Source organism: Arthrobacter sp. FW306-05-C, from assembly GCF_021801725.1.
Lineage (GTDB): Bacteria > Actinomycetota > Actinomycetes > Actinomycetales > Micrococcaceae > Arthrobacter.
The window spans coordinates 824,505-850,287 of the sequence record NZ_CP084556.1 but is presented as its reverse complement, the minus strand read 5'-3'; the positions used below and the strand labels follow the sequence as shown (position 1 = coordinate 850,287).

Below are 25,783 nucleotides of genomic sequence, written 5' to 3'. Positions count from 1 at the left end.
GGGGATTAGTTGGAGGGGAAGTTGTAGGAGGCGCCGGAGGCGTGGTGGGTTTCGGGCCAGCGGGAGGTGACCACCTTGCCGCGGGTATAGAAGCTCACGCCTTCGGGGCCGTAGATGTGCTTGTCGCCGAAGAGGGAGGCCTTCCAGCCACCGAAGGAGTGGTAGGCCACCGGAACCGGAAGGGGCACGTTGATGCCGATCATGCCCACGGTGACGGAGCGCTGGAACTTGCGGGCGGCGGCGCCGGAGGAGGTGAAGATGGCGGTGCCGTTGCCGTAAGGGTTGGCGTTGATGAGCTTGATGCCGTCTTCGAGGGTATCGACGCGGACCACGACGAGGACGGGTCCGAAGATTTCCTCCTTGTAGGCGGTCATTTCGGTCTTGACGTGGTCGATCACGGTGGGGCCGACCCAGAAGCCGTTCTCGTGGCCCGGGACCACGAGGTCGCGGCCGTCCACGACCATGGCGGCGCCGGCGGTTTCGGCTTCGGTGACGATCCTGACGATGCGTTCCTTGGAGGCCGGGGTGATGACCGGGCCCATTTCGGCATCGGGCTCGGTGCCGTTGTTGACCTTGACGGCTTCGGCGCGTTCCTGGACTTTCGCGACCAGGGCGTCGGCGGCGTCGCCAACGGCCACGGCGACGGAGATGGCCATGCAGCGTTCGCCGGCGGAGCCGAACGCGGCGGCGGCGAGGTGGTCGGCGGCGTTGTCGAGGTCGGCGTCGGGCAGGATGATGGCGTGGTTTTTCGCCCCGCCCAGGGCCTGGACGCGCTTGCCGTGCCTGGTGGCGGTCTCGTGGACGTACTGGGCGATCGGGGTGGAGCCGACGAAGCTGATGCCGTCCACGTCGGGGTGGGTCAGCAGCCCGTCGACGGTTTCCTTGTCGCCGTGCAGGACTTGGAACACACCGTCCGGCAACCCGGCTTCCTTCCAGAGCTTGGCCAGCAGCAGCGAGGCCGAGGGGTCACGCTCGGAGGGTTTGAGGATGAACGCGTTGCCGGTGGCGATGGCCATCGGGGCCATCCACAACGGCACCATGACGGGAAAGTTGAACGGCGTGATGCCGGCGACGACGCCGAGGGGCTCGCGGAAGGAGAAGACGTCGATGCCGGTGGAGACCTGGTCCGAGTAGTCACCCTTGAGCAGGGTGGGGATGCCGCAGGCGAACTCAACGACTTCCAGGCCTCGGCCGATCTCGCCCTTGGCGTCGGAGAGGACCTTGCCGTGCTCGGCGGTCACGAGCTGGGCGAGTTCGTCCACGTGCGCGGCGACGAGTTCACGGAACTTGAACAGTACCGCGGTGCGCTTGGCCAGGGCGATGTCGCCCCAGGTGTCGGCGGCCTTGCGGGCGGCGGCGACGGCGGTGTCCAGGTCGGCGCGGTTGGCCAGGCGCAGGGTGGCGGACACGGCACCGGTGGCCGGGTTGTACACGGGCGTGGTGCGGTCGCCTTCGCCGGCGGTTTCGGCGCCGTTGAGAAAGTGGTTGATGACGGTGGCCTGGGTGGTGGTGGCAGTCATGGGACTCTTCCTTGAGTAGTGAAAAGCGTGATTAGCCGAGCAGTTTGCGCTGGCGTGACTTGTGGTCGGTGTAGGCCCGGAAGGCCTGCTTGGTGGATTCCAGTTCGGCCACCTGGGAGACGGGGACGTCCCACCAGGACTCGGAGGACGGCGCGTCCAGGAGCGGATCTGATTCGACGTGGATCAGGATGGGGCCGCTGCCTTCGGGCGCGGCCTTTGCGTCGCGGACGGCCTGTTCGAGTTCTGCGATGACCTTCTCGCCGGGTTCGATCCGGATGACCTTCACGCCCAGGGACTGGGCGTTCAGGGCCAGGTCCACGGGCAGGGTCTCGCCCTCATCAAAGCTGTGCGCCTCTTCGTTCAAGGCCCGGTACTTGGTTCCGAACCGCTGCGAGCCGATGGATTCGGAGAGCGAGCCGATGGAGGCGAAGCCGTGGTTCTGGATCAGGACCACGATCAGCTTGATGCGTTCTGCGACGGCGGTAACCAGTTCGGTATGCATCATCAGGTAGGAGCCGTCCCCCACCATGACGACGACGTCCCGCACCTGATCGCCTGATCCTCCGGCCGCCGTCGTACTTGCCGCTTCGGCGATCACGGCGCGCTTGACGCCCAGGCCGCCGGGGATCTCATAGCCCATGCAGGAATAGGCGTACTCAACGTGGTAACCGAACGGGTCCCGGACCCGCCACATCTTGTGCAGGTCACCGGGCAGGGAACCGGCGGCGCAGACCACCACGTCGCGGGCGTCCATGGCCCGGTTGGTAGCGCCGATGATTTCGTTCTGCGCCGGCAGCGGGGTGTAGCGGGTGTCGAAGGCCTCGTCCACGGTGGCGTTCCAGCGCTTCTTCTCGGCCTCGATCTTCTGCTCAAGGTCTGCTCCCACCCGGTACCCGCCAAGGGCTGCGTTGAGCTTGACCAGTGCCTTGCGGGCATCGGCGACGATCGGAAGCGTGGTGCCGTGCTTGTAGGCGTCGATCGGGGCGACGTTGATGTTCACGAACTTCACGTCCGGGTTCTGGAAGGCGGTCCGGGACGCCGTGGTGAAGTCCTCGTAGCGGGTGCCGATGCCGATGATCAGGTCCGCCCCGGCGGCGATGGCGTTCGCCGCCGTCGTGCCCGTGGACCCGATGGCGCCCAGGGAGTACTTGTGGTCCCAGGGCAGCACGCCGACGCCGGCCTGCGTGTTGCCCACCGGGATGCCGGTCAGCTCCACGAACTTCGCGAGCTCATCGTTTGCGTAGGCGTAGAGGACACCGCCGCCGGCAATGATCAGCGGGCGCTTGGCGGCCCGTATCGCCGCGGCGGCGCGGGCGATGTCGTCGTCCTCGGCGTCGGGGCGGCGGATCCGCCACTCCCGCTCGGCCAGGAACTCCTCGGGAACATCGAAGGCCTCGGCCTGGACGTCCTGCGGCAACGAAATCGTCACCGCTCCCGTCTCGGCCGGGTCGGTGAGGACACGCAGGCCGTGGTGGAACGCGGAGAACAACTGCTCCGGCCGGTTGACGCGGTCGAAGAACTTGGACAGCGGCCGGAACGCGTCATTGACCGTCAGGTCGTAAGCGTAGGGCTGTTCGAGCTGCTGCAGCACCGGGTCCGCGGCGCGGGTGGCAAAGGTGTCACTGGGCAGCAGCAGCACCGGCAGGCGGTTGGTGGTGGCCAGCGCGGCGCCGGTCAGCAGGTTGGAGGAGCCCGGGCCGATGGAGGTGCTGATCGCGTAGGTCTGGCGGCGGCGGGTGTGCCGGGCATACCCCACGGCCTGGTGGACCTGGGCCTGCTCGTTCCGGCCCTGGTAGTACGGCATGATGGCCGGATCCAGCTGCTGGTACTGCTTCAGCGCCTGGCCCACTCCGGCCACGTTGCCGTGCCCGAAAATCCCGAACGTCCCAGGAATGAGACGCTCACGGAACTCAACACCGCCCACCGAGTCAACGGTGTACTGCTTGGAAAGGTATTCGACGACGGCTTGCGCAACGGTCATCCTGCGCGTTCCTGCTGTGGATCCCATGGGAGTTACTCCGATGCTTCTGCGGTGTGGTGAAGGAGGGAAGCGGCCGTGGCGACGGCGCCCGCGACGTCCCCGTCGGCGGGGTAGAGCAGGGTCCGGCCAACCGTGAGGCCCTGCACGCCGGGCAGGGCAAGGGCTGCCTGCCAGGACGCAAAGACCTCGTCTTGGGACCCGTCCGGGTCTCCACCCAGCAGGACGGTGGGCATGGTGGTGGCGGCCATGACGCGTTCCATCTCAGCCACCACCGGAAGCTTCATCCAGGTATACGCGCTGGTGGAACCCAGGCCCTCTGCGATCGCGATGGACTTGATCACCGCATTGGTCGACAGGTCGTTGCGAACCCGGCCGTTCTCCCGGACGGACAGGAACGGTTCCACCATGGCAATCAGCTTCCGCTCGGCCAGGGAATCGATGGCCTTGGCGGTCGCCTCCAGGGTCACCACGGTGTCGGGGTCGCCCAGGCAGATGCGGGTGAGCATCTTCCCGCCGTCCGCGCCCAGGGCCTCAAGGGCGGCGGCGGTGTGCCCGGTGAACCGGTCATCGAACTCGTTGACCAGCCCGGCCAGGCCACCGCGGTTCATCGAACCGAACACCAGCTTGCCGTCCAGGGCACCCAGGAGCAGCAGGTCATCCATAATGTCCGGGGAGGCCAGGACACCATCGACGGCGGGGTTGGCCAGCGCCATCTGCAAACGGTCCAGCAACTGGCGGCGGTCAGCCATGGCCACCGGGTCGTTGCCGACCGCCAAGGCGCCGCGGGCAGGGTGGTCTGCGGCAACGATGAAGTTCTGCCGACCGGCCTTGAGGCCGGGGTGGCGGCGGCGGGACTTGGCAGCCCGGGCCACAGCATCCGGATCTTCCAGGCGGATGGTGCTTAGGTGCTCGTAGCGGCGCGGATCGTCGTTCAGGGCACTGTCAGGGGTTAGGGGCGTGAGCGTCACAGTGCTGCTCCTTCGGTGGCAAGCTGGGTAACAGTGCCCGGAGCAGTAGCAGGGACATCGCGGCCGCGTTCGGCCAGCAGCGAGGTGACTTCCTCCGGCGTCGGCATCGCATCAGCGCAGGACAACCGCGAGGCAACGATCGCCCCAGCGGCATTTGCGTAGTCCAGGACCTGGGCCAGCGGCCAGCCGGACAGCAGCCCGTGGACAAAGGCGCCGCCGAAGGAGTCGCCGGCACCCAGGCCGTTCAGCGTCTCCACCGGGACGGGGGCGGAGACCGCACGTTCGGTGCGGGTCTTGGCCATCACGCCTTCGGGGCCGAGCTTGACGACGGCGATCTCCACGCCGGCGGCCAGCAAACGGTCCGCCTGCTCATCAGGGGTTCCCTCACCCACGGCCACGGCGCATTCCTTGTCATTGCCGATGGCAACAGTCACGTGCGGCAGGACCTTAGCCACCTCGGCACGGGCCTCTTCCTCCGAGGCCCAGAACATCGGCCGGTAGTCCAGGTCCAGGATAGTGAACTGCCCCTCGGCCAGGCCGGTACGGGGACGGGCCTCATGGGCGGCAAGGTGCGCGCTGCGGCTGGGCTCCTGGCACAGACCCGTGACCGTGGACCAGAAAATCCCCGCCTGGCGGATGGCATCAAGGTCCAGCTCCTCGGCCCTGATCTGCAGGTCCGGAGCCGTGGGGAACCGGCCGTAGAAGTACAGCGGGAACTCGTCCGTTGCCGGTTTGATCGCGCAGAACGTCACGGCCGTGGGCCAGTCCTTGACGGGTGTGACAAAGGTGTCGTCGACGTTGAACTTGCGCAGCTCGCGGTGCAGGTATTCACCGAACGGGTCATCCCCGGTCCGGGTGATCACACCGGTCCGGCGGCCGTGGCGGGCGGCGGCAACAGCGACGTTCGACGGTGAACCGCCCAGGTACTTGCCGAAGGAATTGACATCCTCCAGGCCAACCCCGATGTCGTTCGGGTAGATATCAACGCTGATGCGCCCGATCGTAAGAAGCTCGTGGGTCACGGGAATCGTTGACCTTTCTGGTGTGGAACGTCGGCCCCTTGCGGGCGGGACTTCCGGGCTTGCCGGCGTGGTGTGGGCCACAGCCATTACTTTGCCCCAGATCTAATGTCCTGTCAAAGGTTTGTACTGACATACTTACGCGGCAGGCTCGCAAGGCTTTCCCCTCGACTCTTGCGCGGCTACTGCAGCGGACGTATCGTTAATCAACCGATAGGTTGATAAACAACCAGGTTGATTACTCGAAAGGCTGGACATGATCTCCGACGACGCGGCTTTGGACACGGCTTTCCTGGCCCTGGCCGATCCCGTCCGGCGCAGCATCATTGCCCGGCTGAGCAGGGGTCCCGCCACCGTCAACGAACTGGCGGAACCGTTCGAGATTTCCAAACAGGCAGTCTCGAAGCACATCCAGGTACTCGAGCAGGCGCAGCTGGTGACCCGAAGCAGGGATGCCCAGCGCCGGCCCGTGCACCTGAACCCCGCGCGGCTTGAGGCGCTTACCGCGTGGATTGACCAGTACCGGTTGGTCCGCGAAGGGCAGTTCCGCAACCTCGACGCGGTGCTGAAAGAACACGCTGCGGCAAGCGGCGGCCAATCCTCCAAGGAGTCATGATGAGCAATTCCCTGAAACTCAGCGTTCCTGAGGGCGTCCCCTTTATCGATTACGAGCGCGAGTTCGATTTCCCGGTGGCGGATGTGTTCCGCGCGCACAAAGAGCCGGACCTGATTGTCCAGTGGCTGGGCCCGCGGGGCATGAAAATGGAGATCGACCATTACGATTTCCGCACCGGCGGGAGTTACCGATACATCCACACCGGCCCTGACGGGGTGTCCTACGAGTTCCGCGGCATCTTCCACACGGTCCGCGAAAACGAGTTTGCCCTGCAGACCTTCGAGTTCGGCGGGTACCCGGACGTGGTGAGCCTGGAGTTCATGACCTTCGAGGACCTGGGCAACGGACGCACGCGGTTGCGGGGGCACTCGGTGTACCCCAGCCAGGAGGCGCGCGACGGCATGGCCCAATCGGGCATGGAAGGCGGCCTCAGCGAGGGCTATGAGCGGCTTGAGGAATTACTGGCGGGGGCGCGGGTCTGAGCCGCGGACTTAGTTGCGGGTCTTAGCGGGTCTTGGCAAGGGCGATGGCTTCGTCCAGGACACGGCCCAGGTTGGCGGCATCGTGGGCGAACCGGCCCAGGAAGAGTCCATCCGCGGCCGGCAGTTGGGGCAGCAGCCCGGGGCCGGCGCTGCCGCCGTAAATGAGGGGGCAGTCTGCGCCCAGCTCAGCACGGATCTGGGCCAGGACTGAGTTGACGTGCTGCGGCGGGGCGGGTTCCTGCGCGCCGATGGCCCACACCGGCTCGTAGGCCAGGACCAGCCGGCTGAGCAGGGCCGCATCCCCCGCGGTGGCGGAGCGGACCTGCGCCACGCAAAAGGCGGCGGCAGCTCCGGCGTCGAGCCTGTCCGGCTCACCGATGCAGAGCAGCGGGGTGAGGGAATGGCCGGCGGCGGCACGCACCTTGCGTGCCACCACGGCGTCATCCTCGGCAAAGAGTTTGCGGCGTTCCGCGTGGCCAATTTCCACGAGCGAGACGCCGAGTTCGGCGAGCATCCCCGGGCTGACTTCCCCGGTCAACGGCCCGTCCCCCCAGGCGCAGTTCTGCGCCCCAAGCAGCACGGGCGAGCCGGCCAGGACCCGGCCTGCGGGTTCCAGGACCGGAAAGGACGGGATGACGAAGACCCGGACGGGCTGATTCCCAGCCAGTCCTGGTCTCTCGTCCACAATGGAGCGCACCTCCGACAGCCAGCGCAGGCTTGCCTGGTAGCCCAGGTACATTTTGGTGCTGACACCGATGTAGAGGGTGCCGCTGCCTGCGTTGCTGCCGGAGGTGCTCATGGATTCCTTGCGTGGATGGTGGGCCCGCTCAGTCGAGCAGGTCGTCGGCCTTGTTCTTGAAGCGCCGGGTGGCGAACATCATCGCCGCCGCGACGAATGGCAGGACACCCAGGGCATAGACGCCCATGGAGCCGGTGGGCGATTGGGTCGCCTCGTTGACGGCAGTCCGGAGGATCGGCGCCACGAAGCCGCCCAGGTTGCCCAGGGAGTTGATCAGGCCGATGCCGGCGGCAGCAGCTGAACCCGCGAGGAACGCGGTGGGATAGGACCAGACCACGGGACCCACGGCCAGGAAGCTGCAGACAGCCAGGGTTATGAAGATCATGCCCAGCACCGGCTGGTGGTTGGTCCCCGCCCAGGCCGACCCGAAGATGCACAGGCCGGTGGAGATGAAAAGGATGGTGCCGAACTTCCGGCGCTTGGCTACGGTATCCGCGGCCTTGCCGATGAAGTAGCAGGAGAAGATGCCGAAGAACCACGGAACGGCAATCAACAGGCCGACGGCGAGCCCCACCTTCTGCCCGGTGAGGGAAGACACCTGCTGGGGCAGGAAGAACGTCACGCCATACACGGCGACCTGCAGGCAGAAGTAGATCACGGTGAAGTACCAGACGCGGCCGTTGCGCATGGCAGCGAGGATGCCGCGCGGACCGTGCTCATCCTTGATGTTGTCCTCAAGGGCCATGACTTCCTTCAGCGCGTACTTCTCATCGCTGCTGAGGAACTTCGCCTTTTCCGGACCATTGATCAGGAAGAAGAAGGCTGCGATGCCTGCCAGGACGGCCAGCATGCCTTCAACGAAGAACATGACCTGCCAGCCGCGCAGGCCGGGCACCTGGTCACCGATGTTGATCAGCCAGCCCGACAGCGGGTTGCCGATCATCTGCGAGAACGGCTGGGCCAGGTAGAAGATGGCGAACATCTGGACGCGCACCTTGTTGGGGAACCATTCGGCAAGGTACATGATCACGCCGGGGAACAGCCCGGCTTCGGTCACGCCCAGGAGGAAACGCAGGATCACGAAGGACGTCTCGCCCTGTACAAAGGCGAAGCAGGCGGAGACGATGCCCCAGGTGATGGCGATGCGGGCCAGCCAGATCTTGGCGCCGACCCTCTTGAGCAGCAGGTTGCTGGGAATCTCGAAGATCGCATAGCCAATGAAGAAGATGCCGGCGCCCAGGGCGAAGGCCGCGGCGGACACTCCCTTGTCAGCTCCCAGCGCCGCCTCGGCAAAGCCGACGTTGGTGCGGTCCAGGAACGAAACGACGTACAGGATGACCAGCATCGGCATGAGCCGGCGGGCTGCCTTGAAGATCGCGGACTTCAGGACCGGACGGGCCAGAAGCTCCTTGGATGTTGCGGTGGTTTCGGACACAACACTCTCCTTCGAGTGGTGATGTTGGTGGTACCAGGGGGCCGGCGGCCCGCTGGCTTAGTGGGTGGCGCCCGGCCTTTCAATTTGGCCGGGAAGGCGCGCCGTTAGTGCATGTAGAGTCCGCCGTCGACGTTCAGTGTCTGGCCGGAGATGTAGCCTGAGTCTTCGCCGATCAGGAAGGAGATGGCTGCCGCCACGTCGCGGGGGCTGCCCACCCGGTTCACCACCAGGTCCTTGACCAACTCATCCTTGCGTTCCTCACTGAGAGTGCCGCCCATGATGTCGGTGTCAATCGGGCCCGGTGAAATGGCGTTGACCGTGATGTCGTACTCCCCCAGTTCCCGGGCGGTGGCACGGGTCAGGCCGATGACGCCGGCCTTCGCCACCGAGTACGGGGTCTTGCTGAAGGTTCCGCCGCCGCGCTGGGCGGAGACCGAGGAGATGTTGACAATCCGTCCCAGCCGGTTCTTGACCATCGACTCGGCGGCCCGGCGGGTGGCGTAGTGGACACCGTTCAGGTTGATGTTGATGACGCGGTCCCACTCGGCGCCGTCGAGTTCGAGGTAGGGCACCGGGGAGCTGACGCCTGCGATGTTGGCCAGCGCCACCAGCTGCGGCAGTTCCGCTTCGATCTCGTCGATCGCGGCCCGGACCGATGCTTCGTCGGCAATGTTTGCGCCGGCGCCATGGGATTTGACGCCGTGCTTTTCCGCCAGTTCCTTGGCCACCGCTTTGCAGGCCGCGTCATCGAGGTCGATCACGCCGATGTTCCAGCCGCGCTCGGCCAGGTAGTCGGCGGTGGCACGGCCGATGCCGCGCTCGGAGACGGCGCCGGTGACGATCACCGTGCGGTCTGCGGGAAATGCTGTCATGAAGTGTTCCTTCTAAAGGGGTGGTTTTGGTCCCGGAAAGCGCTAGTCCGCAAAACTCAGGACAGCGGGGCCGGGCCCAGTTCCTCGATGAGCTTCTGCATGGCGACGTACGCCTTGTTCCGGTAGGCAACCAGGGCTGCGGTGCGGTCTGCGGGGACGTCAAGGAAGCCGGAGCCGGTCTTGGTGCCGAGCTGGCCGGCGTCGACCTTTTCCTGCAGGATCTTCGGGGTGGCGAACCGCTCCGGGAAGCCGGTCTGCAGCGACTTGTAGCAGAAGGCGTAGACATCCAGCCCTGCCATGTCGGCGATGGCGAAGGGGCCGAAGAAGGGCAGCCGGAAACCGAAGGTGGTACGAACCAGGGTGTCCACGTCCTCCGCGCTGGCGATGCCTTCCTCCACCACCTGCGCGGCCTCGTGGAAGAGGGCGTACTGGAGCCGGTTCAGCACGAAGCCGGTGACGTCCTTGACGGTGGCGGTTTCCTTGCCGGTCTCCCCCACGATGGTGCGCGCGGCCTGGACGGTGGCCTCGGAGGTTCCTTCGTGCGGGATGACTTCCACGCCGGGGATGAACGGTGCCGGGTTGGAGAAGTGGACGCCCAGGAACCGCTCCGGGTTTTCCACTACCTCGGCCAGTTTGGCGATGGAGATGGTGGAGGTGTTGGAACCGATGATGGCGTCGGGGCGCGCTGCGGCGCTGATCCGGCTCAGGGTGGCGTGCTTGATTTCGAGGACTTCGGGCACGGCCTCCTCGATGTACTCAGCGCCGGCCACTGCTTCCTCGATGTCCTTGGCGGCCCAGAGGTTTTCCTTGAGCAGGTCCGTGGCGTTGGCCGGGAAGAGGCCTGCGGCGACGAACTCGTCGGATTCCTTCAGCAGCCGCTCGTAGTTGCTCTGGGCGATCTCGGCGGAGACGTCGGCCAGCGCGACGCGGGCTCCTGCGAGTGCCAGGACCTGGGCGATACCGCCGCCCATGTAGCCTGAGCCAACGACGGCGATGTTACGGGTGCTCATTTGTCCTCAAGTCCTTCCGACGCGTCCTCGTAGGAGGAGATGGCGTCTACTTTTGCCGCGGATGCGGAGTTTTCGTCGAAGCGGTAGTCCAGCCACTCGCCCACAAGTTTCTTGGCGAGCTCCAAGCCGATGACGCGCTGGCCCATGGTCAGAACCTGGGCGTTGTTGGACAGTACGGAGCGTTCCACCGAGTAGCTGTCGTGGGCGGTGACCGCGCGGATGCCCGGTACTTTGTTGGCAGAAATAGCGACGCCCAGGCCGGTGCCGCAGATCAGGAGGGCGCGGTCCGCTTCGCCGGCGGCCACCTTGCGGGCGGCGGCGACGGCCAGGTGGGGGTACGCGGTGGCATCGTTGGATGCCACTCCCACATCCTCTACCGAGGCAACGCGGGGGTCCGCCTCCAGCAGTTCGCGCAGGGCGTTCTTGTATTCCACGCCGGCTTCGTCGTTGCCGACGACGATGCGCCAGCCTGGCTGGGTGTTCTCGGTCATGATGTTCTCCTTAGGAGCTTTCGATGGTGGCGGCGTAGTCGGCCACCCTGCGGGCGATGAGTCCGAAGGACACGGCTCCTGGGTCCGGGTGGCCCAGGCTCTTTTCCGCCAGCGGCCGGGCCCGGCCCTTTTTCGGGCTGAGCTCTGCAGTTGCGTCAGCGGCCTTTGCCGCCGCCTCCGCTGCTGTGCGAAGGCTGGCAGCCAGGCTGCCGCCGTCGTCAATTGCCTTGCTGAACGTTTCGGCGAACGGAAGCAGCGCGTCCACCATGGTCTTGTCCCCCGCTTCCGCCTTGCCCAGGGTGATGATGGCGTCGCGGAGGGCGTTGACGGCCGCCGCTGCGTCGGCGGCAGTGTAGGAGTCCTTGCTGCCAAGGGTCTTTCCGACGGCGGTGACGGCGGCGCCCCAGAGGGCCCCGGAGGTGCCTCCCGCGCGTTCTGCCCACTGCTCCCCCGCCGCCGCGAGGAGTTCCTCGAGCCCTGCGCCGGCAGCGTGGGACTTTTCGGCCGCGGCAACGGCGGCATCAACACCGCGGCGCATGCCAATGCCGTGGTCACCGTCCCCGGCGATGGCGTCCAGCTTGCCCAACGCCTCTTCGTGTTCGACGACGACGGCCTGGGCTTCCTTCAGCGCGTCCAGTGCCGTGGCGGCCAGGGCAGTTGACGCGGGGGTGGCAGCCAGCGTCGGCTCGGTTCCGGCCTCCTCAAGGGACTCCACGGACCGTGCACGCCGGGGAGCCAGGTTGCCCTTGCGGAAGGCGGGGGTGTCAGCCGGCGCGGACCAGAACTTTTCCAGTTCCCCGTCCAGCCAGAACAGCGTCAGGGACAGGCCGGACATGTCCAGGCTGGTCACCAGTTCACCGCATTCGGGCTCCACGATCTCCAGCCCGGCCTCGGTGAGCAGTGCCTCGATCTTGCCGAACAGCAGGAACAGTTCGTCGTACTTCACCGTGCCCAGGCCGTTGAGGATGGGCACCACACGCCGGCCCGCGGTTTCCGGCTTGTCCTTCAGCAGCCCGTCCACCAGCAGCTGCGCAAGCTCGCTGGCGCTGGGCAGGGGCTGCTCGGAGATCCCGGGTTCGCCGTGGATACCGAGCCCCACGGACATCATGCCCTCCGGCACCGTGAACAGGGGCTCACCTGCGCCGGGGAGGGTGCAGCCGGCGAAGGCAACTCCCAACGAGCGGGTGTGGTGGTTGGCCTTGATGGCGAGCCGCTCCACCTCGTCCAGGTCCAGGCCGGCCTCCGCTGCCGCCCCGGCCACCTTGAAGACCGTGAGGTCGCCGGCGATGCCTCGGCGCTTGCCGATCTCTTCCAGCGGAGCGCTGGCAATATCATCGGTGACCAGGACGGTCCGGGTTTCGATGCCCTCGGCGTTCAGCTTGTCCTGCGCCTGCCCGAAGTGGAGCACATCGCCGGCGTAGTTGCCGTAGCTGAGCAGGACGCCGCCGCCAGTCTGGGATGCCTTGGCAACGCGGTACACCTGCCCCGCTGAGGGGGAAGCGAACATGTTGCCGCAGGCACTCCCGGCAGCGAGCCCGGCGCCCACCAGACCGGCGAAGGCCGGGTAGTGGCCCGATCCGCCGCCGATGACCAGTGCCACCTGGCCATCGGGTGATTCGGTGGAGCGGACCACGCCGCCGTCAACGCGGGCCACGTACTGGCGGTTGGCGGCGACGAAACCGTCGAGGGCCTCGTCTGCGAACTGCGCTGGATCGTCAAATATCTTTGTCATGATTCCTCGTTGAACCGGTCGTCTCGGTTGGGATGCCTGCAGGCCTAGCGGGCAGGAACTGCCGCCGGGGTCTGGCGGCCCTGGGCCACCAGGCTGGTGCCCAGCTTGTAGCCCTCGCGCTTGGGCAGGACCTGGCGGCGCAGGTAGTCCTGGTTGGCCGCGGTGACGCTCAGGCCGTCGCCACCGTAGTGTTCGGTGCAAATGATGCCCTGGAAGCCGACGGAGATGGCGAACTGGAAGGCCTCGCGGTAGCTGATGAGGCCGGATTCCATGGGGGCAGGCATGGCCACGTACTGGTCCCGGGCCCGGTCCTCATCGCGGATGTAATTCTTGACGTGCCAGTAGTTGGAGTACGGCAGGGTCTTGTGCACCACTTCACGCCAGTCCTCGATGGGACGGTGAAGGCGGATCAGGTTGCCGAGGTCCGGGTTCAGGCCAACATTGGGCAGGTCGACGTCCTGAACCAACTGCACGGAGGAATCGGCCGTTCCCAGGTAGGTGTCCTCGTACATCTCCAGCGATACCAGGAGGCCGAGTTCTGCGGCGTGCTTGCCGACTTCGCGGATGCGGGTAACGGCGTTGTTCCACGTTTCCTTGTCCCCCACGGGGTCCTTGTGGCCTTCAACCGTCCAGAACCACAGCTGCTTCTGCTGTTCAGGGGTGATGGCCTGGTGCAGCCCGATCGAGACCACCTCGCAGCCGAGCTGCGCTGCGGCCTCCAGGGTGCGGTGGGTGTAGGCCAGGTTGTCTTCCCAGTTGGCCTCTTCGATCACGCTGCGGCGGATGGCGGAAATGGAAGGCAGTCCCAGGCCGGCTGCGGTGGCGGCGGACTTCAGCTCATCGAGGCGGGCGCTGGACAGGTCACCGGGGCGTACCCAGCTATCGGTGAGGTCGGCGTTGGTGAAGCCTGCGTCAGCGACTTCCTCGAAGACCTTCTGCCAGTCGCTGGCGGGCGCGTCCTGGACGGAGCTTCCATCGGGCTTGGTGCCCGGGAACTGCAGCAGGGCTGCGGCGATGGGCCAGTTTTCGGCGGTGTACGGCATTGTTCACTCCATATTTAGAATCGCATTTCCTATAGGATCTACGTTACTTGTCCGCCCTGTCAAGGGGCGCTTTGTTATGCCTGCTCAAGCGCAGGTTTAGGGAAAAGGGGGCAGCGCGGCGGCTGGATACTGCTAGCTGCGCACTTCACTGTCATGCTGTGAGCGCTGTTTGACGCCCTCGATGTGTTCGATCATTTTCTGCCGCGCAAGTTCCGCGTCACCGGCCACAAAGGCTTTGAGGATCTCGGTGTGCTCCGCAATTGCGTAATCGGCGTCGGTCACGCCCAGGCCCCCGAAGAAGCGGAAACGCTGCACCTGACCACCCAATGCGTTATAGGCGGACAGCAGGAACTGATTGTCAGCGAACTCGGCTATCAGGCGGTGGAAACGTTCGTCGGCTTCCCAGTAGGCCCGGAACTCGTTGAAGGACGGTCCCCGCGGGGCTGCCTTCAGGTCCTCGATGGCCTGTTCCAGCTGCTTGGTCAGTTGCGGATCCCCGTGCTTGCAGGCCATGAAGGCGTTCGCCGGCTCGATGACCAGCCGGGCGTCCATCAGGTCTGCCAGCTCTTCGGGGGAGAACAGCGGCGCCACGCGGTAACCGCGCAGGGCCATCCTCCGGACCATTCCCGTAGCTTCCAGGCGGGCCAGGGCTTCACGGACCGGCGTCGGGGAAACGTCCAGTTCCCTGGCCATCCCGTCAATGCTGACGGGAGTGCCGGCCTCCAGCCGCCCGTCCATCAGGGCAACGAGAAGCGCCTCATAAACGTGGTCGGCGAGGACCTGCCTGCTGACGCCGCCGGAGGCCTGGTGCTTGGTTGCCATGTAGAAATCCTATAGCCGCAGAACGCGCGGTAGCGCGAGTGTGAAGGGCGCTGCCGGACCCGCCATGGTGCCGTGCGGACGGTTGCCGCACGGCACCATGCTGGACAGAAGCGTGGTGTCAGGAAACCTGCAGGCCGCCGTTGATGTCGTAGGTGGCGGCCGTGATGTAGCCGGCGTCCTCGCCAAGCAGGAACGCGATCAGTGCGGCCACTTCCTCGCGTGTTCCCACACGGCCCATCATGATTCCCTCGGACATCTGGGCCTTGCGCTCGTCGGTCAGCGTGCCGCCCATGATGTCGGTGTCGATCGGACCCGGCGCGATGGCGTTCACGGTGATGTTGTGCTCGCCCATTTCACGGGCCAGTGCGCGGGTGAACCCGAGGATGCCGGCCTTGGAGGCGCTGTACGCCACCTTGGAGTAGGTGCCGCCGCCGCGCTGGGCGGAAATCGAGGAGATGCTGACGATCCTGCCCAGTTCCCGCTCGATCATGCCCTTGAGCACCCGCTGCGACACCACGAAGGTGCCGCGCATGTTGATGGCGAAGACCTTGTCCCATTCCGCCACCGTGGTTTCCATGAACGGAGTGGGTGAGCTGATGCCGGCGAGGTTGACCAGTCCAACGATCGGCGGAAGCGCCTGCTCAATCTCGGTGATGGCGCGGTCCACCGATGCTTCGTCCGAGACGTCCGCGCCCACGCCGATGGCCTTGACGGCCCGGTTGGCACCGATTTCCGCGGCGGCGGCCTGGGCGTCTTCGGCGTTGATGTCGAGGATTGCGATGGACCAGCCCTCGCTGGCCAGGCGGTCGGCGGTTGCACGGCCAATGCCGCGGGCGGATGCGGCGCCGGTGAGGACTGCGGTGCGTTCTGCGGGGAATGCGTGCTGAGTTGTCATTGGTATTTCCTAGTGGGTTTCGGCGGCAGGAAGGGTGGCACCGGGGGCGGAGACGCCTTCGGGCCGCTTGCGTGCGTAAAGGTAGGTGGCGGCTGCGGTTATGGCGAGGCAGGCGGCCAGGAAGACCAGGCCTGACTGGCTGTTCCCGGTGGCATCCTTGAGGATGCCCACAATGTAGGGCGCCACGAAGCCGCCCAGGTTGCCGAGCGAGTTGACCATGGCCAACCCTGCAGCAGCAGCGGCGCCGGTGAGGGCCCCGGACGGCATGGCCAGGAACGGGGCGATTGCCGAGTAGATGCCCATGGCCGCAAGGGTCAGGAACACCATGGCGAGCACCGCGTTGACCGGCAGCAGGAAGCCGGCACCCAGGAGGCCGACGGCGGCGAGCACCATGCTGATGCTGGCGTGCCAGACGCGGTTGCCGGTACGGTCCGAGCGCTTGCTCCAGAAGTAGACGAACACGGCTGCGATGGCATACGGGATGAAGACGATGAACCCGACCTGGGTTGAGTCGAAGGTTCCGAGGGCCTTGACGATAGTGGGCAGCCAGAGGCCCAGCCCGTAGATCCCGCAGACCAGACCGAAGTACAGCGCGGAGTAGGCGATGGTGCGGGGGTCTTTCAGGCCTGCAAGGAAGTTGTGGTTTCCTGCCTTCTGCTTGTGCGCCAGTTCCTCAGACATGGTGGTGGAAAGCCATTCGCGTTCCTCCGGCTTGAGCCACTTGGCGTGTTCGGGCCGGTCCGTCATGACGAAGGGCGTGATGATGCCCAGGATGATGGCGGGGATGCCTTCAAGGATGTAGAGCCACTGCCAGCCGTGGAGTCCGGCGACGCCTTCAAGGTTCAGGAGCATGCCGGACACGGGAGCGCCCAGGGCGTTGGAGATGGGCTGGGCCAGGATGAAGATGCCCAGCACGGTGACGCGCTGTGCTGCCGGGAACCAGAGGGTCAGGTAGAAGAGGATGGCGGGGAAGAAGCCGGCTTCGGCGGCGCCAAGCAGGAAGCGGATGATGTAGAAGGTGGCTTCGCCGTTCACCAGGAACATGGCCGTGGCGAAGATGCCCCAGCTGATCAGGATGCGGGCAATCCATTTGCGGGCGCCGAAGCGGTACATGCCGCCGTTGCTCGGAATTTCCAGCAGGGCGTAGCCCAGGAAGAAGATGCCTGCACCCAGACCGTAGGCGGCCTCGGTCAAGCCGATGTCCCCTTGCATGCCGAGCTTGGCAAAGCCCACGTTGTTCCGGTCGAGGTAGGCAATGAAGTAGAGCAGGACGATCAGGGGCATGAGCCTCCGGCGAACCTTGCGGAGGGTGGTCTCGCCCAGTTCGCTGAGCGCGGGGGCGGCGGCACGGGAGGTCATCGCGTACCTCCCGCTTTTGTTTGGGGGCCCTTGAAAAGGGAATGCGCGCGCATGAAGACTCCTTTGGCTGGCGGCATTTTGTGGGGGATGGTGATATCAGATGTCTGATGTCTGACTGAGATTGTAGTCACACGGGAACGCGACCGTCAACACAGGGTCTTTCCGGAGCGCCATCGGGCGGCTCATGCAACGCCGCTGCCCCTGGGCAGGTGCGGCCAGGGGGCTTTCAGCCGGCGGTGGCTCCAGTGCGGCTGGACATGGCAAGGAACTGCTCGTAGTCCTCGAAGGTCTGGGTGATGTGGGCGTCCATGGTGGAACGGGCAGTGGCAGGATCGCCGGCGGCAATGGCAGCCAGAACCATCTTGTGGTGGTGGATGGCGTGGCGCTGCACATCCGGGAACGCCGAGGTCTCCCGCCGCATGGCATACAGCAGTGTGGACAACTGGCCCAGCAGGGCCGGCACGAAGGGGTTGCCGGAAGCGCGCAGGACTGTGTCGTGGAAGGCGATGTCCGCCACGGTGAGGGCATCCACGTCCCCAGTTTGGTGCGCCGCTTCCATCCGGTCCACGCTTTCCTGCAGCGCGGCGAGGTCGGCGGGCCTGTGCCGGGAGGCGGCCAGTTCAGCAGCTCCGGTCTCCACCATGCGGCGGACTTCCAGCAGCCGCAGTGCTACCTGGTCGGAGGTCACTCCCCTGGAGGCCGCCTGCATAATGGCGTCCATGCCGGTCCATCGTTCCGGAGGATTGACGAATGTGCCGAGCCCGCGTTTTACGTAGACCACGTTTTGGGCCTTCAGGACGTTCATGGCTTCACGCGCCGTCAGCCTGCTGACCCCGGAATCCTTGGCGATATCTGCCTCGGGCGGCAGGGCGTCTCCAGCCTTAATCTCTCCGCTGAGGATGTGCTCAAGGACTTTGTCCACGACGGCGTCGACCAGGGTGCGTCGCTTTTCTGCCATCGTCTTTCCCCTGCCTGGGCACGCATGGCGCCCCTGAATTTGCCTTCCTCAACATTACTCGACGCGCCCGTTCACCCGCCGCCCGCCGTCGTCGTTCCATGCGGACGCTTGTTAAACAGCAAACGCGGGGCCTCCCCGTGCCGGTCCCCGGGGAGGGACCGGGCCTGGGGTGGCCCCGCGCCGTGCGTACTGCTAGAGGGCTGAGTAGACCTCGCGGAGCAGCTTGGCGGTCTCGGAAGGCGTCTTGCCAACCTTCACGCCGGCAGCTTCGAGGGCTTCCTTCTTGGCCTGGGCGGTACCGGCCGAGCCGGAGACGATGGCGCCTGCGTGGCCCATGGTCTTGCCTTCGGGAGCGGTGAAGCCGGCCACGTAGCCGACGACCGGCTTGGTGACGTTGGCCTTGATGAAGTCGGCCGCGCGCTCTTCAGCGTCGCCGCCGATCTCGCCGATCATGACGATGGCCTTGGTCTCGGGGTCAGCCTCGAACGCGGCCAGGGCGTCGATGTGGGTGGTGCCGATGATGGGGTCGCCGCCGATGCCGATGGCGGTGGAGAAGCCCAGGTCGCGCAGTTCGTACATCATCTGGTAGGTCAGGGTGCCGGACTTGGAGACCAGGCCGATGGGGCCCTTGCCGGTGATGTTGGCGGGGGTGATGCCAACCAGCGCTTCGCCGGGAGTGATGATGCCGGGGCAGTTCGGGCCGATGATGCGGGTGACCTGGTTGCCATCGGCGTCCACCTTGGACTGGGCCAGGGCCCAGAATTCGGCGGAGTCCTGGACGGGCACGCCTTCGGTGATGACCACGACCAGGCCGATGCCGGCCTCGATGGCTTCGACGACGGCGTTCTTGGTGAATGCCGGCGGCACGAAGACGATGGAGACGTCGGCGCCGGTTTCAGCCATGGCTTCCTTGACGGTGCCGTAGACGTTGATTTCCTTGTCACCGTGCAGGACCGTGGTACCGGCCTTGCGGGCGTTGACGCCGCCAACGATGTTGGTGCCGGCCTTGAGCATCAGGGCGGTGTGCTTGGTGCCTTCGCCGCCGGTGATGCCCTGGACGATGACCTTGGAGTCCTTGTTCAGATAAATAGACATGGTGCGTCCCTTTACTTCGCTGCGTTGGCGAGCTCGGCGGCCTTGTCGGCGCCCTCGTCCATGGTGGCGGCCAGGGTAACCAGCGGGTGGTTGGCCTCGGTGAGGATGCGGCGGCCTTCCTCGACGTTGTTGCCGTCGAGGCGGACTACCAGCGGCTTGTTGGCGGAGCTGCCCAGCTCGGCCAGTGCGCCGACGATGCCCTTGGCGACGGCGTCACAGGCGGTGATGCCGCCGAAGACGTTGACGAACACGGACTTGACCTGCTCGTCACCCAGGATGACGTCCAGGCCTGCGGCCATGACCTCTGCCGAGGCTCCGCCGCCGATGTCCAGGAAGTTGGCGGGCTTGACGTTGCCGTGGTTCTCGCCGGCGTAGGCGACGACGTCGAGGGTGGACATGACCAGGCCGGCGCCGTTGCCGATGATGCCTACTTCGCCGTCCAGCTTGACGTAGTTGAGGTCCTGCGCCTTTGCCTTGGCCTCAAGCGGGTCAGCTGCGTCCTTGTCCTCAAGCTGTGCGTGCTTGGGGTGGCGGAAGTCAGCGTTCTCGTCCAGGGAGACCTTGCCGTCAAGGGCCAGGATGTCGCCGTTGCCGGTCTTGACCAGCGGGTTGACCTCTACCAGGGTGGCGTCTTCCTTCTTGAAGACGTCCCAGAGCTTGAGGATGACGCCGGCTACCTGGCCGCGCAGTTCCTCGGCGAAACCGGCAGCTGCGACGATTTCGTCGGCCTTGGCCTGGTCGATGCCCACGGCGGGGTCGATGGCGATCTTGGCCAGCGCTTCGGGGCGTTCGACGGCGAGCTGTTCGATTTCCATACCGCCTTCAACCGAGCACATGGCCAGGTAGTTGCGGTTGGCCCGGTCCAGCAGGACGGAGAAGTAGTATTCCTCGGCGATGTCCGCACCCTGGGCAATCATCACCTTTTTGACGGTGTGGCCCTTGATGTCCATGCCCAGGATGTTGGAGGCGTGCTCAAATGCCTCGTCGGCGGACTTTGCGACCTTGACGCCGCCGGCCTTGCCGCGGCCGCCTACCTTGACCTGTGCCTTGACAACGGTAACGCCGCCGATCTTCTCGGCAGCTGCCTTTGCTTCTTCTGGGGTGTACGCCACGATGCCGGCAAGCACGGGTACACCGTGCGCCTCGAACATATCGCGCGCCTGGTATTCAAACAGGTCCACGGTTTAGTGTCCTTCTACGTCGAAGTAGTTTCGGTACAGTCGGACACCATCGAAAAGACGATGACCGCGCTGCGGATTGCACGCACCGGCGGCCTGTCTGGAAACGAGCCACGCGGCGTAATGCTCCATGGGGAACTCTAGTCCTTTGGAGGGACCGGGCCGTCCCAGACTACCTCTTATGTGAGTAAGCACACTATTCTATGGAACGTAGAAAAACCGCGGATTTACGGGGTTTTTGGGGCATCCGGCTGCGCATCGGGACTGCCTTTGACCGGTCCCCGGATGAGTTCGTAACGTTCGGTTGAAACGAAGAATCCGACGCCGGCGGAGACGTTTCCGCATGCCACGCCCCCGTTGTAGGCCGAGCAGCGCAGCCCGTTGCGTTCGAGGTTCTGCCCGTCCGCGAGCACGGGCAGCTGCGCCAAGGGCCCGGCTTTGGTTCCCTTGGGTCCATAGGCTGCTTCCATGGATGTGACGCCGGACCGGCACTCCCCGTAGCGGGCACTGTCCGGGGTCACCAGCGCCACTCCGCCCAGGTAGCCAAGGTGGGTTCCGGCGCAGTCGTCCTTGATGTCGCCTGGTTGCGGCGCCGGGTAGGTGGCCAGCTCGCAGTGCGCCACGGGAACAATGGGCAGCTTGTTGTTGGCGGAGTCGGTGTAGCGGTTCTGCTCATAGGGCAGGTTCAGGTGCTCCCCACGTGCAGAGGTGAGTGAGCAGGCGACGGTCCGATCCGCAGTGATGAAGGACAGGACGTCGGTGCCGCTGGAGAACGCCTTCGCGTCAACCAGCGGCGCCTTCTCCAACTGTTCCACGGGCTTCAGCGGGGCCGGCGGGACGTAGCCGGGGTCCTTCGTGGTCACGCTGCAGCCTGTGGCAGTGATTAGGAAAAGGGCGGCGAGCATCCCCCATACAGTCCGTCGCATGGCCTCAATTATGCCCCGCCACCCCTCGACCGGAGGCGCCCCGGAGTCTTCCGTCGACCGCGTTGCAGGGCTGGGGCTTCGCGTGCCTAGCCTCCTAGGCTGCAGGCACGGGCGAAAGCAGGTTCCGGAAGCGCTGGGCGTGTGCCGCCAGTTCCGCGGGTGTCGCCCGGGAAGCCCCGTGCAAAATGAGGGGTTCGGCCATTTCGAGGCCACAAAGGTGCGCGGTCGCCTCCAAGGGACGCAGCAACTCCGACATGGTGAAACGGTTATGCCCCGTCGGCGCATAGGAGGATTCGGGCCCACCGGTTGAGGTGACCAACTGCAGTCGCTTGCCATGCAAGGCATCACCGCCGGCACCGTAGGCGAATCCATGCGTCAGCACTTGGTCCATCCACTCCTTTAGTAGGCCGGGAACGGAATACCAGTGCCAAGGGAACAGCAGCACGACGAGGTCGTGCTGCTGAAGGAGTTCCTGCTCCCGCCCGGCGTCCATTTGCCGGTCCGGATATGTGGATGCGAGGTCCGGATGGGCGACGACAACGAGAGTGCGGTAGGTGGTCATTGGAGGGCGGCGCTCCTCTCAGTGTTGGGTCAGCGGACGATCTTGAAGTTGAACGCGGGTGTTCCGAGGGCGCCCCAAAGGCGGAGCCAGACGGGCAGGAGCATTTCGGTGCCACGCGCCGTAGTGATGTCGCCGAGGTCGATGACATCCTGGTGGCCAAAGTCCTTCAGCAGGCCACTGACGATGGCCTTGGCCTCGGCATCGTTGCCGGATACGAAAACCGTGCCGGGATCGGCCAACTGTTCCGGCCGGGCCATGAGGTCCGCGTTCATGGTGTTGAGCGCCTTCACCACATGCGCTGCCGGAAAAGCGCGCTGGATCTGCTCACCCAACGAGTCAGTGTCCTTGACGAACAGGGTCGGGGGCATGCCGTTGCTGAAGTCGAGGGGGTTGGCGATGTCGAGGATGATTTTGCCGTCGAGATTTTCCCGCCCGGTTTGGCCGAGCACCTCGAGTGACGCGCCGCCGTTGGTGGCGTTGACGATGAGTTCCGCCCCCATGGCGGCGTCTGCGAAGCCGGCAACCCTGATGGCGGGACGCTGATTGGCCCAGGCGGCGAAGGGCGGCGTTCCCATCGCGTCGGCCTCGCTCCTGGCCAGCGTTGCCTCCGGATCGCGGGTGCCCATGGTTACGGCGTGACCGAGCTCAGCAAGGCGTGCGGCGATGGTCCGGCCGACCATGCCTGTTCCAAGTACTGCTGCCTTCATCATCTTCTCCTGCTTCTTGTCGGGTAGTGCCCAAATGAATGTGACGGATCGTTCTCAAGCTTGTGACGGATCGTTCCGTCAGTCAAACTGAAGCAAGTAGACATCCCGAAATCTGAAAGGAGTGGTTTCATGGCGCGCAGGACGGGCGAGGAGAACCGCCGCAACATTCTCGCCGTGGCTACGCGCCTGTTTTACACGCGGGGCATCAGGGCCGTGGGGATGGATACGGTCATTAAGGATTGCGGAGTTGGCAACGCGACTGTCTACCGCCAGTTCCCCACCAAGGACGCCCTCGCCACCGCCTACGTCGAAGGCCGCGCGGACGCCTGGTTTGAACGCATGCGCGGGGCTGCCGGAGAACACGCGGATCCACGTGCCAAGCTCATCGCCGTCTTCGAAGTACTCGCCACGGACTGCGCCGGCAGCAGCTACCGGGGATGCCCCATGCTGAATACCAACACTGAGTTTCCCGAAGGAGAGCACCCTGCCCACTTGGTGGCAGTGACCCACAAGCAACAGGTCCGCGACTGGTTCTGCTCCCTGGCCGTTGAAGGCGGGGCGGAGGACCCCGACCGGATCGCCGAAGAACTCCTCATCGTCCTCAACGGAGCCTACGCCACGGCAGCCGTCCTCGACGGTGGAACGTACGGAACGCGCGCCGTAGACATGGCCCGAAGGCTCATCGCCGACGCCTGCCCGGGTACATAGCGCGTGCCGGGCACGCCGCGTATGGGCGCGGCACGGGCAGGAATGTCTCCTAGGCGTCCAGCTTGGTCAGCGGCGCGTACCGGAGCAGCAGCCGCTTCTCGCCGACGTCGAACTTGACCTTGGCTACGGTCTTGTCCCCGGCCCCTTCAAGCGCCAGGACGGTCCCGTTGCCGAAGCTGGTGTGGTTGACCTTGTCCCCCACGCTGACGGCGATGATTTCCTTCTGCGGCTGCACCCGGTTCTTGGCGATGAAAGCCGGAACATCGGCGTTGAAGCCGGCCGATGAATCAGCCGCTGCGCCGCGGGCCGTTCCGGCTCCCCAGAAGGACCCGCTGTAACGGCCGGATCCGATGGAGCCACCGCCCCACCCGCCGGCCTGCCTGCTGGTTCCCTCGCGTTTCCATTCCAGGAGCTCGGCGGGGATTTCCTCCAGGAATTGGCTGGCCGGGTTGTACTGGCTCTGGCCCCACATGCTGCGGACCTCGGACCGGGTGACGTACAGCCGCTTGCGGGCACGCGTGAGGCCGACGTAGGCCAGCCGGCGCTCCTCCGCCAGTTCCTTGGGGTCCGTGGCGGAGCGCTGGTGCGGGAAGAGCCCGTGCTCCATGCCTGTGAGGAAGACCACCGGGAATTCCAGGCCCTTGGCGGTGTGCAGGGTCATGAGCGTCACCACGCCCAGGCGCTTGGCCTCGGCCACGGCTTCGTCAATGTCTGCGCCGGGGGCATCCGGAATCTGGTCGGCGTCCGCCACCAGGGAGACCTGTTCCAGGAACGCGGCCAGCGACCCTTCCGGGTTTTCCTGTTCGTACTCGCGCACCACGGCCACGAGTTCGGCCAGGTTCTCCACACGGGACTCGTCCTGCGGATCCGTGCTGGACCTGAGGGCGGCAAGGTAGCCGGTCTGTTCCAGGACGGCTTCGAGTGCTGCGGCAGCCCCGGACCCGGCGGCTACCTCGGCAAGGTCGTCCAGCATTTTCACGAAGCCAAGGACGGCGTTGACGGAACGGGTGGCCATTGCCGGCGCCTGATCCGCCCGGCGCGCCGCGGCCATGAAGGATGTCCGCTCCCGCTCGGCCAGGGCTGCGATGGCTCCTTCGGCGCGGTCGCCTATGCCGCGCTTTGGCTCGTTCAGCACCCGGCGGAGGTTGACGTCGTCGTCCGGGTTCACCAGGACCCGCAGGTAAGCAAGGGCGTCCTTGATTTCCTTGCGTTCGTAGAAGCGCGTGCCGCCCACCACCTTGTAGGGCAGACCCACGCGCACCAACACGTCCTCGATGGAGCGGGACTGGGCGTTGGTGCGGTAGAAGATGGCGACGTCACCGGGGCGGAGGTTCTCCTCGTCCTGGAGCCGGTCGATCTCCTTGGCAATGAACTGCGCTTCGTCATGCTCGTTCTCGCCGACGTACCCGATGATCTTGTGGCCTTCACCCTCGGCAGTCCACAACCGCTTTTCGGGCCGGTTGGGGTTGCGCGAGATCACGGAGTTGGCGGCGCTAAGGATGTTCTGGGTGGAGCGGTAGTTCTGCTCCAGCTTGATGGTGCGGGCTTCCGGGTAGTCCTTTTCGAACTCCACGATGTTGCGGATGTCCGCGCCGCGGAACGCGTAGATGGACTGGTCCGAGTCGCCCACCACGGTGAGTTCCGAAGCTCCGGGGCCCTCGCCCACGATCTCCCGCACAAGCGCGTACTGGGCGTGGTTGGTGTCCTGGTACTCGTCCACCAGGACGTGGCGGAACCGGCGGCGGTAAGACTCAGCCAGCGCCGGGAAGGCGCGGAACATGTAGACGGTCTCGGCGATGAGGTCGTCGAAGTCCATGGCATTGGCCTGTCGGAGGCGCTGGGTGTAGCCCTTGTAGACGTCTGCCACCGCGTGTTCGAAGGGGTCGTTGTAGTTGGCTGCCGAGGCAAAGGAATCAGCGTCGACCAGCTCGTTCTTCAGCGCGGAAATCTTGTGCTGGATGGCCTTGGGCGCGAACTTCTTGGGGTCCAGGTCCAGCCCCTTGGACACCTGGGTGACCAGCCGCAGCGAGTCGGCGGAGTCGTAGATGGAAAAGTTCGACTTCAACCCGACGTTGGCAGCTTCCTGCCGGAGGATCCGGACGCAGGACGAGTGGAACGTGGAGATCCACATGATCTTTGCGCGCCCGCCCACCAGGGCCTCGATGCGTTCCCGCATCTCCGCGGCGGCTTTGTTCGTAAACGTAATGGCCAGGATCTCGCCGTGATGGGCACGTCCCGTGGCGATCAGGTAAGCGATCCGGTTACTGAGGACACGTGTCTTGCCCGATCCGGCACCGGCGACGATCAGCAACGCCGAGCCGCCGTGCTTGACCGCTTCCTCCTGCTGTGGGTTCAGTCCCTCCAGCAACTGGGCGGCATCCAGGCGGCGGCCATGGTGGCCGCCGGCATCGTGCCGGTTCCCGCGGTCCTGGTTGGCCTGCTGCCAGCCGCCGGCCTGGTGCTGCCCATCCATGCCGGTACCCGGCACTCCGCCCGGTCCGGCCGCGGTGGCAACGCCCTCCGGCCCCGTCCTGGTGCGGGCGGTGGCGGCAGGAGCGGCCTTGAACGGTCCGTCAGAGTACGGGTCAAACAACATATTCATGGTGCCTACAAGTCTAGGCGGTGGGACCGACAACGCCTTCCAGCCTGTGGATTACACGCCTCT

The 25,783-nt window shown here is 65.6% G+C and carries 24 protein-coding genes; 3 read left to right on the top strand and 21 right to left on the bottom strand.

All coding sequences use genetic code 11. The features are described from left to right. Positions 1-5: 5 nt before the first annotated feature. The 4 genes from LFT44_RS04000 to iolC are packed head-to-tail and all read right to left on the bottom strand — an operon-like array spanning position 6 to position 5,491. Positions 6-1,520: a CoA-acylating methylmalonate-semialdehyde dehydrogenase gene (locus LFT44_RS04000; protein ID WP_236801218.1), complete on the bottom strand. Its 1,515-nt coding sequence runs from the start codon at positions 1,518-1,520 to the stop codon at positions 6-8. Between the two features lie 31 nt (positions 1,521-1,551). Next, positions 1,552-3,501, bottom strand: coding sequence for a 3D-(3,5/4)-trihydroxycyclohexane-1,2-dione acylhydrolase (decyclizing) (gene iolD, locus LFT44_RS03995; protein ID WP_236801216.1), 1,950 nt, complete (start codon positions 3,499-3,501; stop codon positions 1,552-1,554). A 32-nt stretch (positions 3,502-3,533) separates the two neighbouring features. Then, a complete protein-coding gene (locus LFT44_RS03990) occupies positions 3,534-4,469 on the bottom strand; it encodes a Cgl0159 family (beta/alpha)8-fold protein (RefSeq protein WP_236801215.1) in 936 nt (311 codons plus the stop codon). Then, a complete protein-coding gene (gene iolC, locus LFT44_RS03985; RefSeq protein WP_236801214.1) occupies positions 4,466-5,491 on the bottom strand; it encodes a 5-dehydro-2-deoxygluconokinase in 1,026 nt (341 codons plus the stop codon). Before iolC ends, LFT44_RS03990 begins: the two co-directional genes overlap by 4 nt. A 253-nt stretch (positions 5,492-5,744) precedes the next feature. On the opposite strand from iolC, the gene LFT44_RS03980 reads away from it, so the two are divergent. Together LFT44_RS03980 and LFT44_RS03975 are read left to right on the top strand one after the other, a co-directional pair. Further along, positions 5,745-6,104 carry an ArsR/SmtB family transcription factor gene (locus LFT44_RS03980; protein ID WP_236801213.1) on the top strand — a complete coding sequence of 120 codons (360 nt, stop codon included), beginning with the start codon at positions 5,745-5,747 and terminating at the stop codon, positions 6,102-6,104. Beyond that, on the top strand, positions 6,104-6,586 hold the full coding sequence (locus tag LFT44_RS03975; RefSeq protein WP_236802793.1) for an SRPBCC family protein: 483 nt from the start codon (positions 6,104-6,106) through the stop codon (positions 6,584-6,586). Before LFT44_RS03980 ends, LFT44_RS03975 begins: the two co-directional genes overlap by 1 nt. 22 nt (positions 6,587-6,608) lie before the next feature. Here LFT44_RS03975 and LFT44_RS03970 read toward each other — a convergent pair whose 3' ends face one another. The 16 genes from LFT44_RS03970 to LFT44_RS03895 all read right to left on the bottom strand — a co-directional run bounded on the left by LFT44_RS03970 (position 6,609) and on the right by LFT44_RS03895 (position 22,410). Beyond that, positions 6,609-7,385, bottom strand: a complete 777-nt coding sequence (locus tag LFT44_RS03970; RefSeq protein ID WP_236801212.1) for a triose-phosphate isomerase family protein — start codon at positions 7,383-7,385, stop codon at positions 6,609-6,611. Positions 7,386-7,413: 28 nt separating this feature from the next. Further along, positions 7,414-8,760, bottom strand: a complete 1,347-nt coding sequence (locus tag LFT44_RS03965) for an MFS transporter (protein WP_236801211.1) — start codon at positions 8,758-8,760, stop codon at positions 7,414-7,416. A 104-nt stretch (positions 8,761-8,864) separates the two neighbouring features. Further along, on the bottom strand, positions 8,865-9,632 hold the full coding sequence (locus LFT44_RS03960) for an SDR family NAD(P)-dependent oxidoreductase (RefSeq protein ID WP_236801210.1): 768 nt from the start codon (positions 9,630-9,632) through the stop codon (positions 8,865-8,867). Positions 9,633-9,688: 56 nt separating this feature from the next. After that, positions 9,689-10,642 carry a 3-hydroxyacyl-CoA dehydrogenase family protein gene (locus LFT44_RS03955; protein ID WP_236801209.1) on the bottom strand — a complete coding sequence of 318 codons (954 nt, stop codon included), beginning with the start codon at positions 10,640-10,642 and terminating at the stop codon, positions 9,689-9,691. Beyond that, positions 10,639-11,133 (bottom strand): ribose-5-phosphate isomerase, encoded by a 495-nt coding sequence (locus LFT44_RS03950; RefSeq protein WP_236801208.1) that lies wholly within the window; start codon positions 11,131-11,133, stop codon positions 10,639-10,641. The genes LFT44_RS03955 and LFT44_RS03950 overlap by 4 nt, the downstream gene beginning before the upstream one ends. A gap of 10 nt (positions 11,134-11,143) precedes the next feature. Next, a complete protein-coding gene (gene dhaL / locus LFT44_RS03945; protein ID WP_236801207.1) occupies positions 11,144-12,865 on the bottom strand; it encodes a dihydroxyacetone kinase subunit DhaL in 1,722 nt (573 codons plus the stop codon). A gap of 44 nt (positions 12,866-12,909) precedes the next feature. Beyond that, positions 12,910-13,908, bottom strand: a complete 999-nt coding sequence (locus LFT44_RS03940) for a sugar phosphate isomerase/epimerase family protein (protein WP_236801206.1) — start codon at positions 13,906-13,908, stop codon at positions 12,910-12,912. A gap of 132 nt (positions 13,909-14,040) precedes the next feature. After that, the gene (locus tag LFT44_RS03935; protein ID WP_236801205.1) at positions 14,041-14,730 is read right to left on the bottom strand and encodes a GntR family transcriptional regulator; all 690 of its coding nucleotides are present in this window, start codon (positions 14,728-14,730) and stop codon (positions 14,041-14,043) included. A gap of 118 nt (positions 14,731-14,848) precedes the next feature. Beyond that, positions 14,849-15,625, bottom strand: a complete 777-nt coding sequence (locus LFT44_RS03930; RefSeq protein WP_236801203.1) for an SDR family NAD(P)-dependent oxidoreductase — start codon at positions 15,623-15,625, stop codon at positions 14,849-14,851. A gap of 9 nt (positions 15,626-15,634) precedes the next feature. Then, on the bottom strand, positions 15,635-16,984 hold the full coding sequence (locus tag LFT44_RS03925; protein WP_236801201.1) for an MFS transporter: 1,350 nt from the start codon (positions 16,982-16,984) through the stop codon (positions 15,635-15,637). Between the two features lie 226 nt (positions 16,985-17,210). Next, complete coding sequence (locus LFT44_RS03920) at positions 17,211-17,942, bottom strand: FadR/GntR family transcriptional regulator (protein ID WP_236801199.1); 732 nt, start codon at positions 17,940-17,942, stop codon at positions 17,211-17,213. Positions 17,943-18,134: 192 nt separating this feature from the next. Then, a complete protein-coding gene (gene sucD, locus LFT44_RS03915; RefSeq protein WP_236801197.1) occupies positions 18,135-19,037 on the bottom strand; it encodes a succinate--CoA ligase subunit alpha in 903 nt (300 codons plus the stop codon). A gap of 11 nt (positions 19,038-19,048) precedes the next feature. Further along, entirely contained in the window at positions 19,049-20,218 is a 1,170-nt protein-coding gene (gene sucC, locus LFT44_RS03910; RefSeq protein ID WP_236801196.1) for an ADP-forming succinate--CoA ligase subunit beta, read from the bottom strand. 224 nt (positions 20,219-20,442) lie between these two features. Continuing rightward, positions 20,443-21,120 (bottom strand): hypothetical protein, encoded by a 678-nt coding sequence (locus LFT44_RS03905; protein ID WP_236802792.1) that lies wholly within the window; start codon positions 21,118-21,120, stop codon positions 20,443-20,445. 115 nt (positions 21,121-21,235) lie between these two features. Then, the gene (locus LFT44_RS03900; RefSeq protein WP_236801195.1) at positions 21,236-21,703 is read right to left on the bottom strand and encodes an NAD(P)H-dependent oxidoreductase; all 468 of its coding nucleotides are present in this window, start codon (positions 21,701-21,703) and stop codon (positions 21,236-21,238) included. Positions 21,704-21,732: 29 nt separating this feature from the next. Further along, positions 21,733-22,410 (bottom strand): NADPH-dependent F420 reductase, encoded by a 678-nt coding sequence (locus LFT44_RS03895; protein WP_236802791.1) that lies wholly within the window; start codon positions 22,408-22,410, stop codon positions 21,733-21,735. Between the two features lie 129 nt (positions 22,411-22,539). Between LFT44_RS03895 and LFT44_RS03890 the strand changes: the two genes are divergently transcribed. Further along, entirely contained in the window at positions 22,540-23,118 is a 579-nt protein-coding gene (locus tag LFT44_RS03890; RefSeq protein ID WP_236801194.1) for a TetR/AcrR family transcriptional regulator, read from the top strand. A 49-nt stretch (positions 23,119-23,167) separates the two neighbouring features. Here the strand turns inward: LFT44_RS03890 and pcrA are convergent, their stop codons facing one another. Further along, on the bottom strand, positions 23,168-25,714 hold the full coding sequence (pcrA, locus tag LFT44_RS03885) for a DNA helicase PcrA (RefSeq protein WP_442863781.1): 2,547 nt from the start codon (positions 25,712-25,714) through the stop codon (positions 23,168-23,170). Positions 25,715-25,783: the final 69 nt, after the last annotated feature.

What these genes read in the sequence shown, in the direction of transcription:
- LFT44_RS04000 (WP_236801218.1), bottom strand. Translation starts at nt 1,520, where the DNA reads ATGACTGCCACCACCACCCAGGCCACCGTCATCAACCACTTTCTCAAC.
- iolD (WP_236801216.1), bottom strand. Translation starts at nt 3,501, where the DNA reads ATGACCGTTGCGCAAGCCGTCGTCGAATACCTTTCCAAGCAGTACACC.
- LFT44_RS03980 (WP_236801213.1), top strand. Translation starts at nt 5,745, where the DNA reads ATGATCTCCGACGACGCGGCTTTGGACACGGCTTTCCTGGCCCTGGCC.
- LFT44_RS03975 (WP_236802793.1), top strand. Translation starts at nt 6,104, where the DNA reads ATGAGCAATTCCCTGAAACTCAGCGTTCCTGAGGGCGTCCCCTTTATC.
- LFT44_RS03970 (WP_236801212.1), bottom strand. Translation starts at nt 7,385, where the DNA reads ATGAGCACCTCCGGCAGCAACGCAGGCAGCGGCACCCTCTACATCGGT.
- LFT44_RS03960 (WP_236801210.1), bottom strand. Translation starts at nt 9,632, where the DNA reads ATGACAGCATTTCCCGCAGACCGCACGGTGATCGTCACCGGCGCCGTC.
- LFT44_RS03955 (WP_236801209.1), bottom strand. Translation starts at nt 10,642, where the DNA reads ATGAGCACCCGTAACATCGCCGTCGTTGGCTCAGGCTACATGGGCGGC.
- LFT44_RS03950 (WP_236801208.1), bottom strand. Translation starts at nt 11,133, where the DNA reads ATGACCGAGAACACCCAGCCAGGCTGGCGCATCGTCGTCGGCAACGAC.
- dhaL (WP_236801207.1), bottom strand. Translation starts at nt 12,865, where the DNA reads ATGACAAAGATATTTGACGATCCAGCGCAGTTCGCAGACGAGGCCCTC.
- LFT44_RS03940 (WP_236801206.1), bottom strand. Translation starts at nt 13,908, where the DNA reads ATGCCGTACACCGCCGAAAACTGGCCCATCGCCGCAGCCCTGCTGCAG.
- LFT44_RS03935 (WP_236801205.1), bottom strand. Translation starts at nt 14,730, where the DNA reads ATGGCAACCAAGCACCAGGCCTCCGGCGGCGTCAGCAGGCAGGTCCTC.
- LFT44_RS03930 (WP_236801203.1), bottom strand. Translation starts at nt 15,625, where the DNA reads ATGACAACTCAGCACGCATTCCCCGCAGAACGCACCGCAGTCCTCACC.
- LFT44_RS03925 (WP_236801201.1), bottom strand. Translation starts at nt 16,984, where the DNA reads ATGACCTCCCGTGCCGCCGCCCCCGCGCTCAGCGAACTGGGCGAGACC.
- LFT44_RS03920 (WP_236801199.1), bottom strand. Translation starts at nt 17,942, where the DNA reads ATGGCAGAAAAGCGACGCACCCTGGTCGACGCCGTCGTGGACAAAGTC.
- sucD (WP_236801197.1), bottom strand. Translation starts at nt 19,037, where the DNA reads ATGTCTATTTATCTGAACAAGGACTCCAAGGTCATCGTCCAGGGCATC.
- LFT44_RS03905 (WP_236802792.1), bottom strand. Translation starts at nt 21,120, where the DNA reads ATGCTCGCCGCCCTTTTCCTAATCACTGCCACAGGCTGCAGCGTGACC.
- LFT44_RS03900 (WP_236801195.1), bottom strand. Translation starts at nt 21,703, where the DNA reads ATGACCACCTACCGCACTCTCGTTGTCGTCGCCCATCCGGACCTCGCA.
- LFT44_RS03895 (WP_236802791.1), bottom strand. Translation starts at nt 22,410, where the DNA reads ATGAAGGCAGCAGTACTTGGAACAGGCATGGTCGGCCGGACCATCGCC.
- LFT44_RS03890 (WP_236801194.1), top strand. Translation starts at nt 22,540, where the DNA reads ATGGCGCGCAGGACGGGCGAGGAGAACCGCCGCAACATTCTCGCCGTG.
- pcrA (WP_442863781.1), bottom strand. Translation starts at nt 25,714, where the DNA reads ATGTTGTTTGACCCGTACTCTGACGGACCGTTCAAGGCCGCTCCTGCC.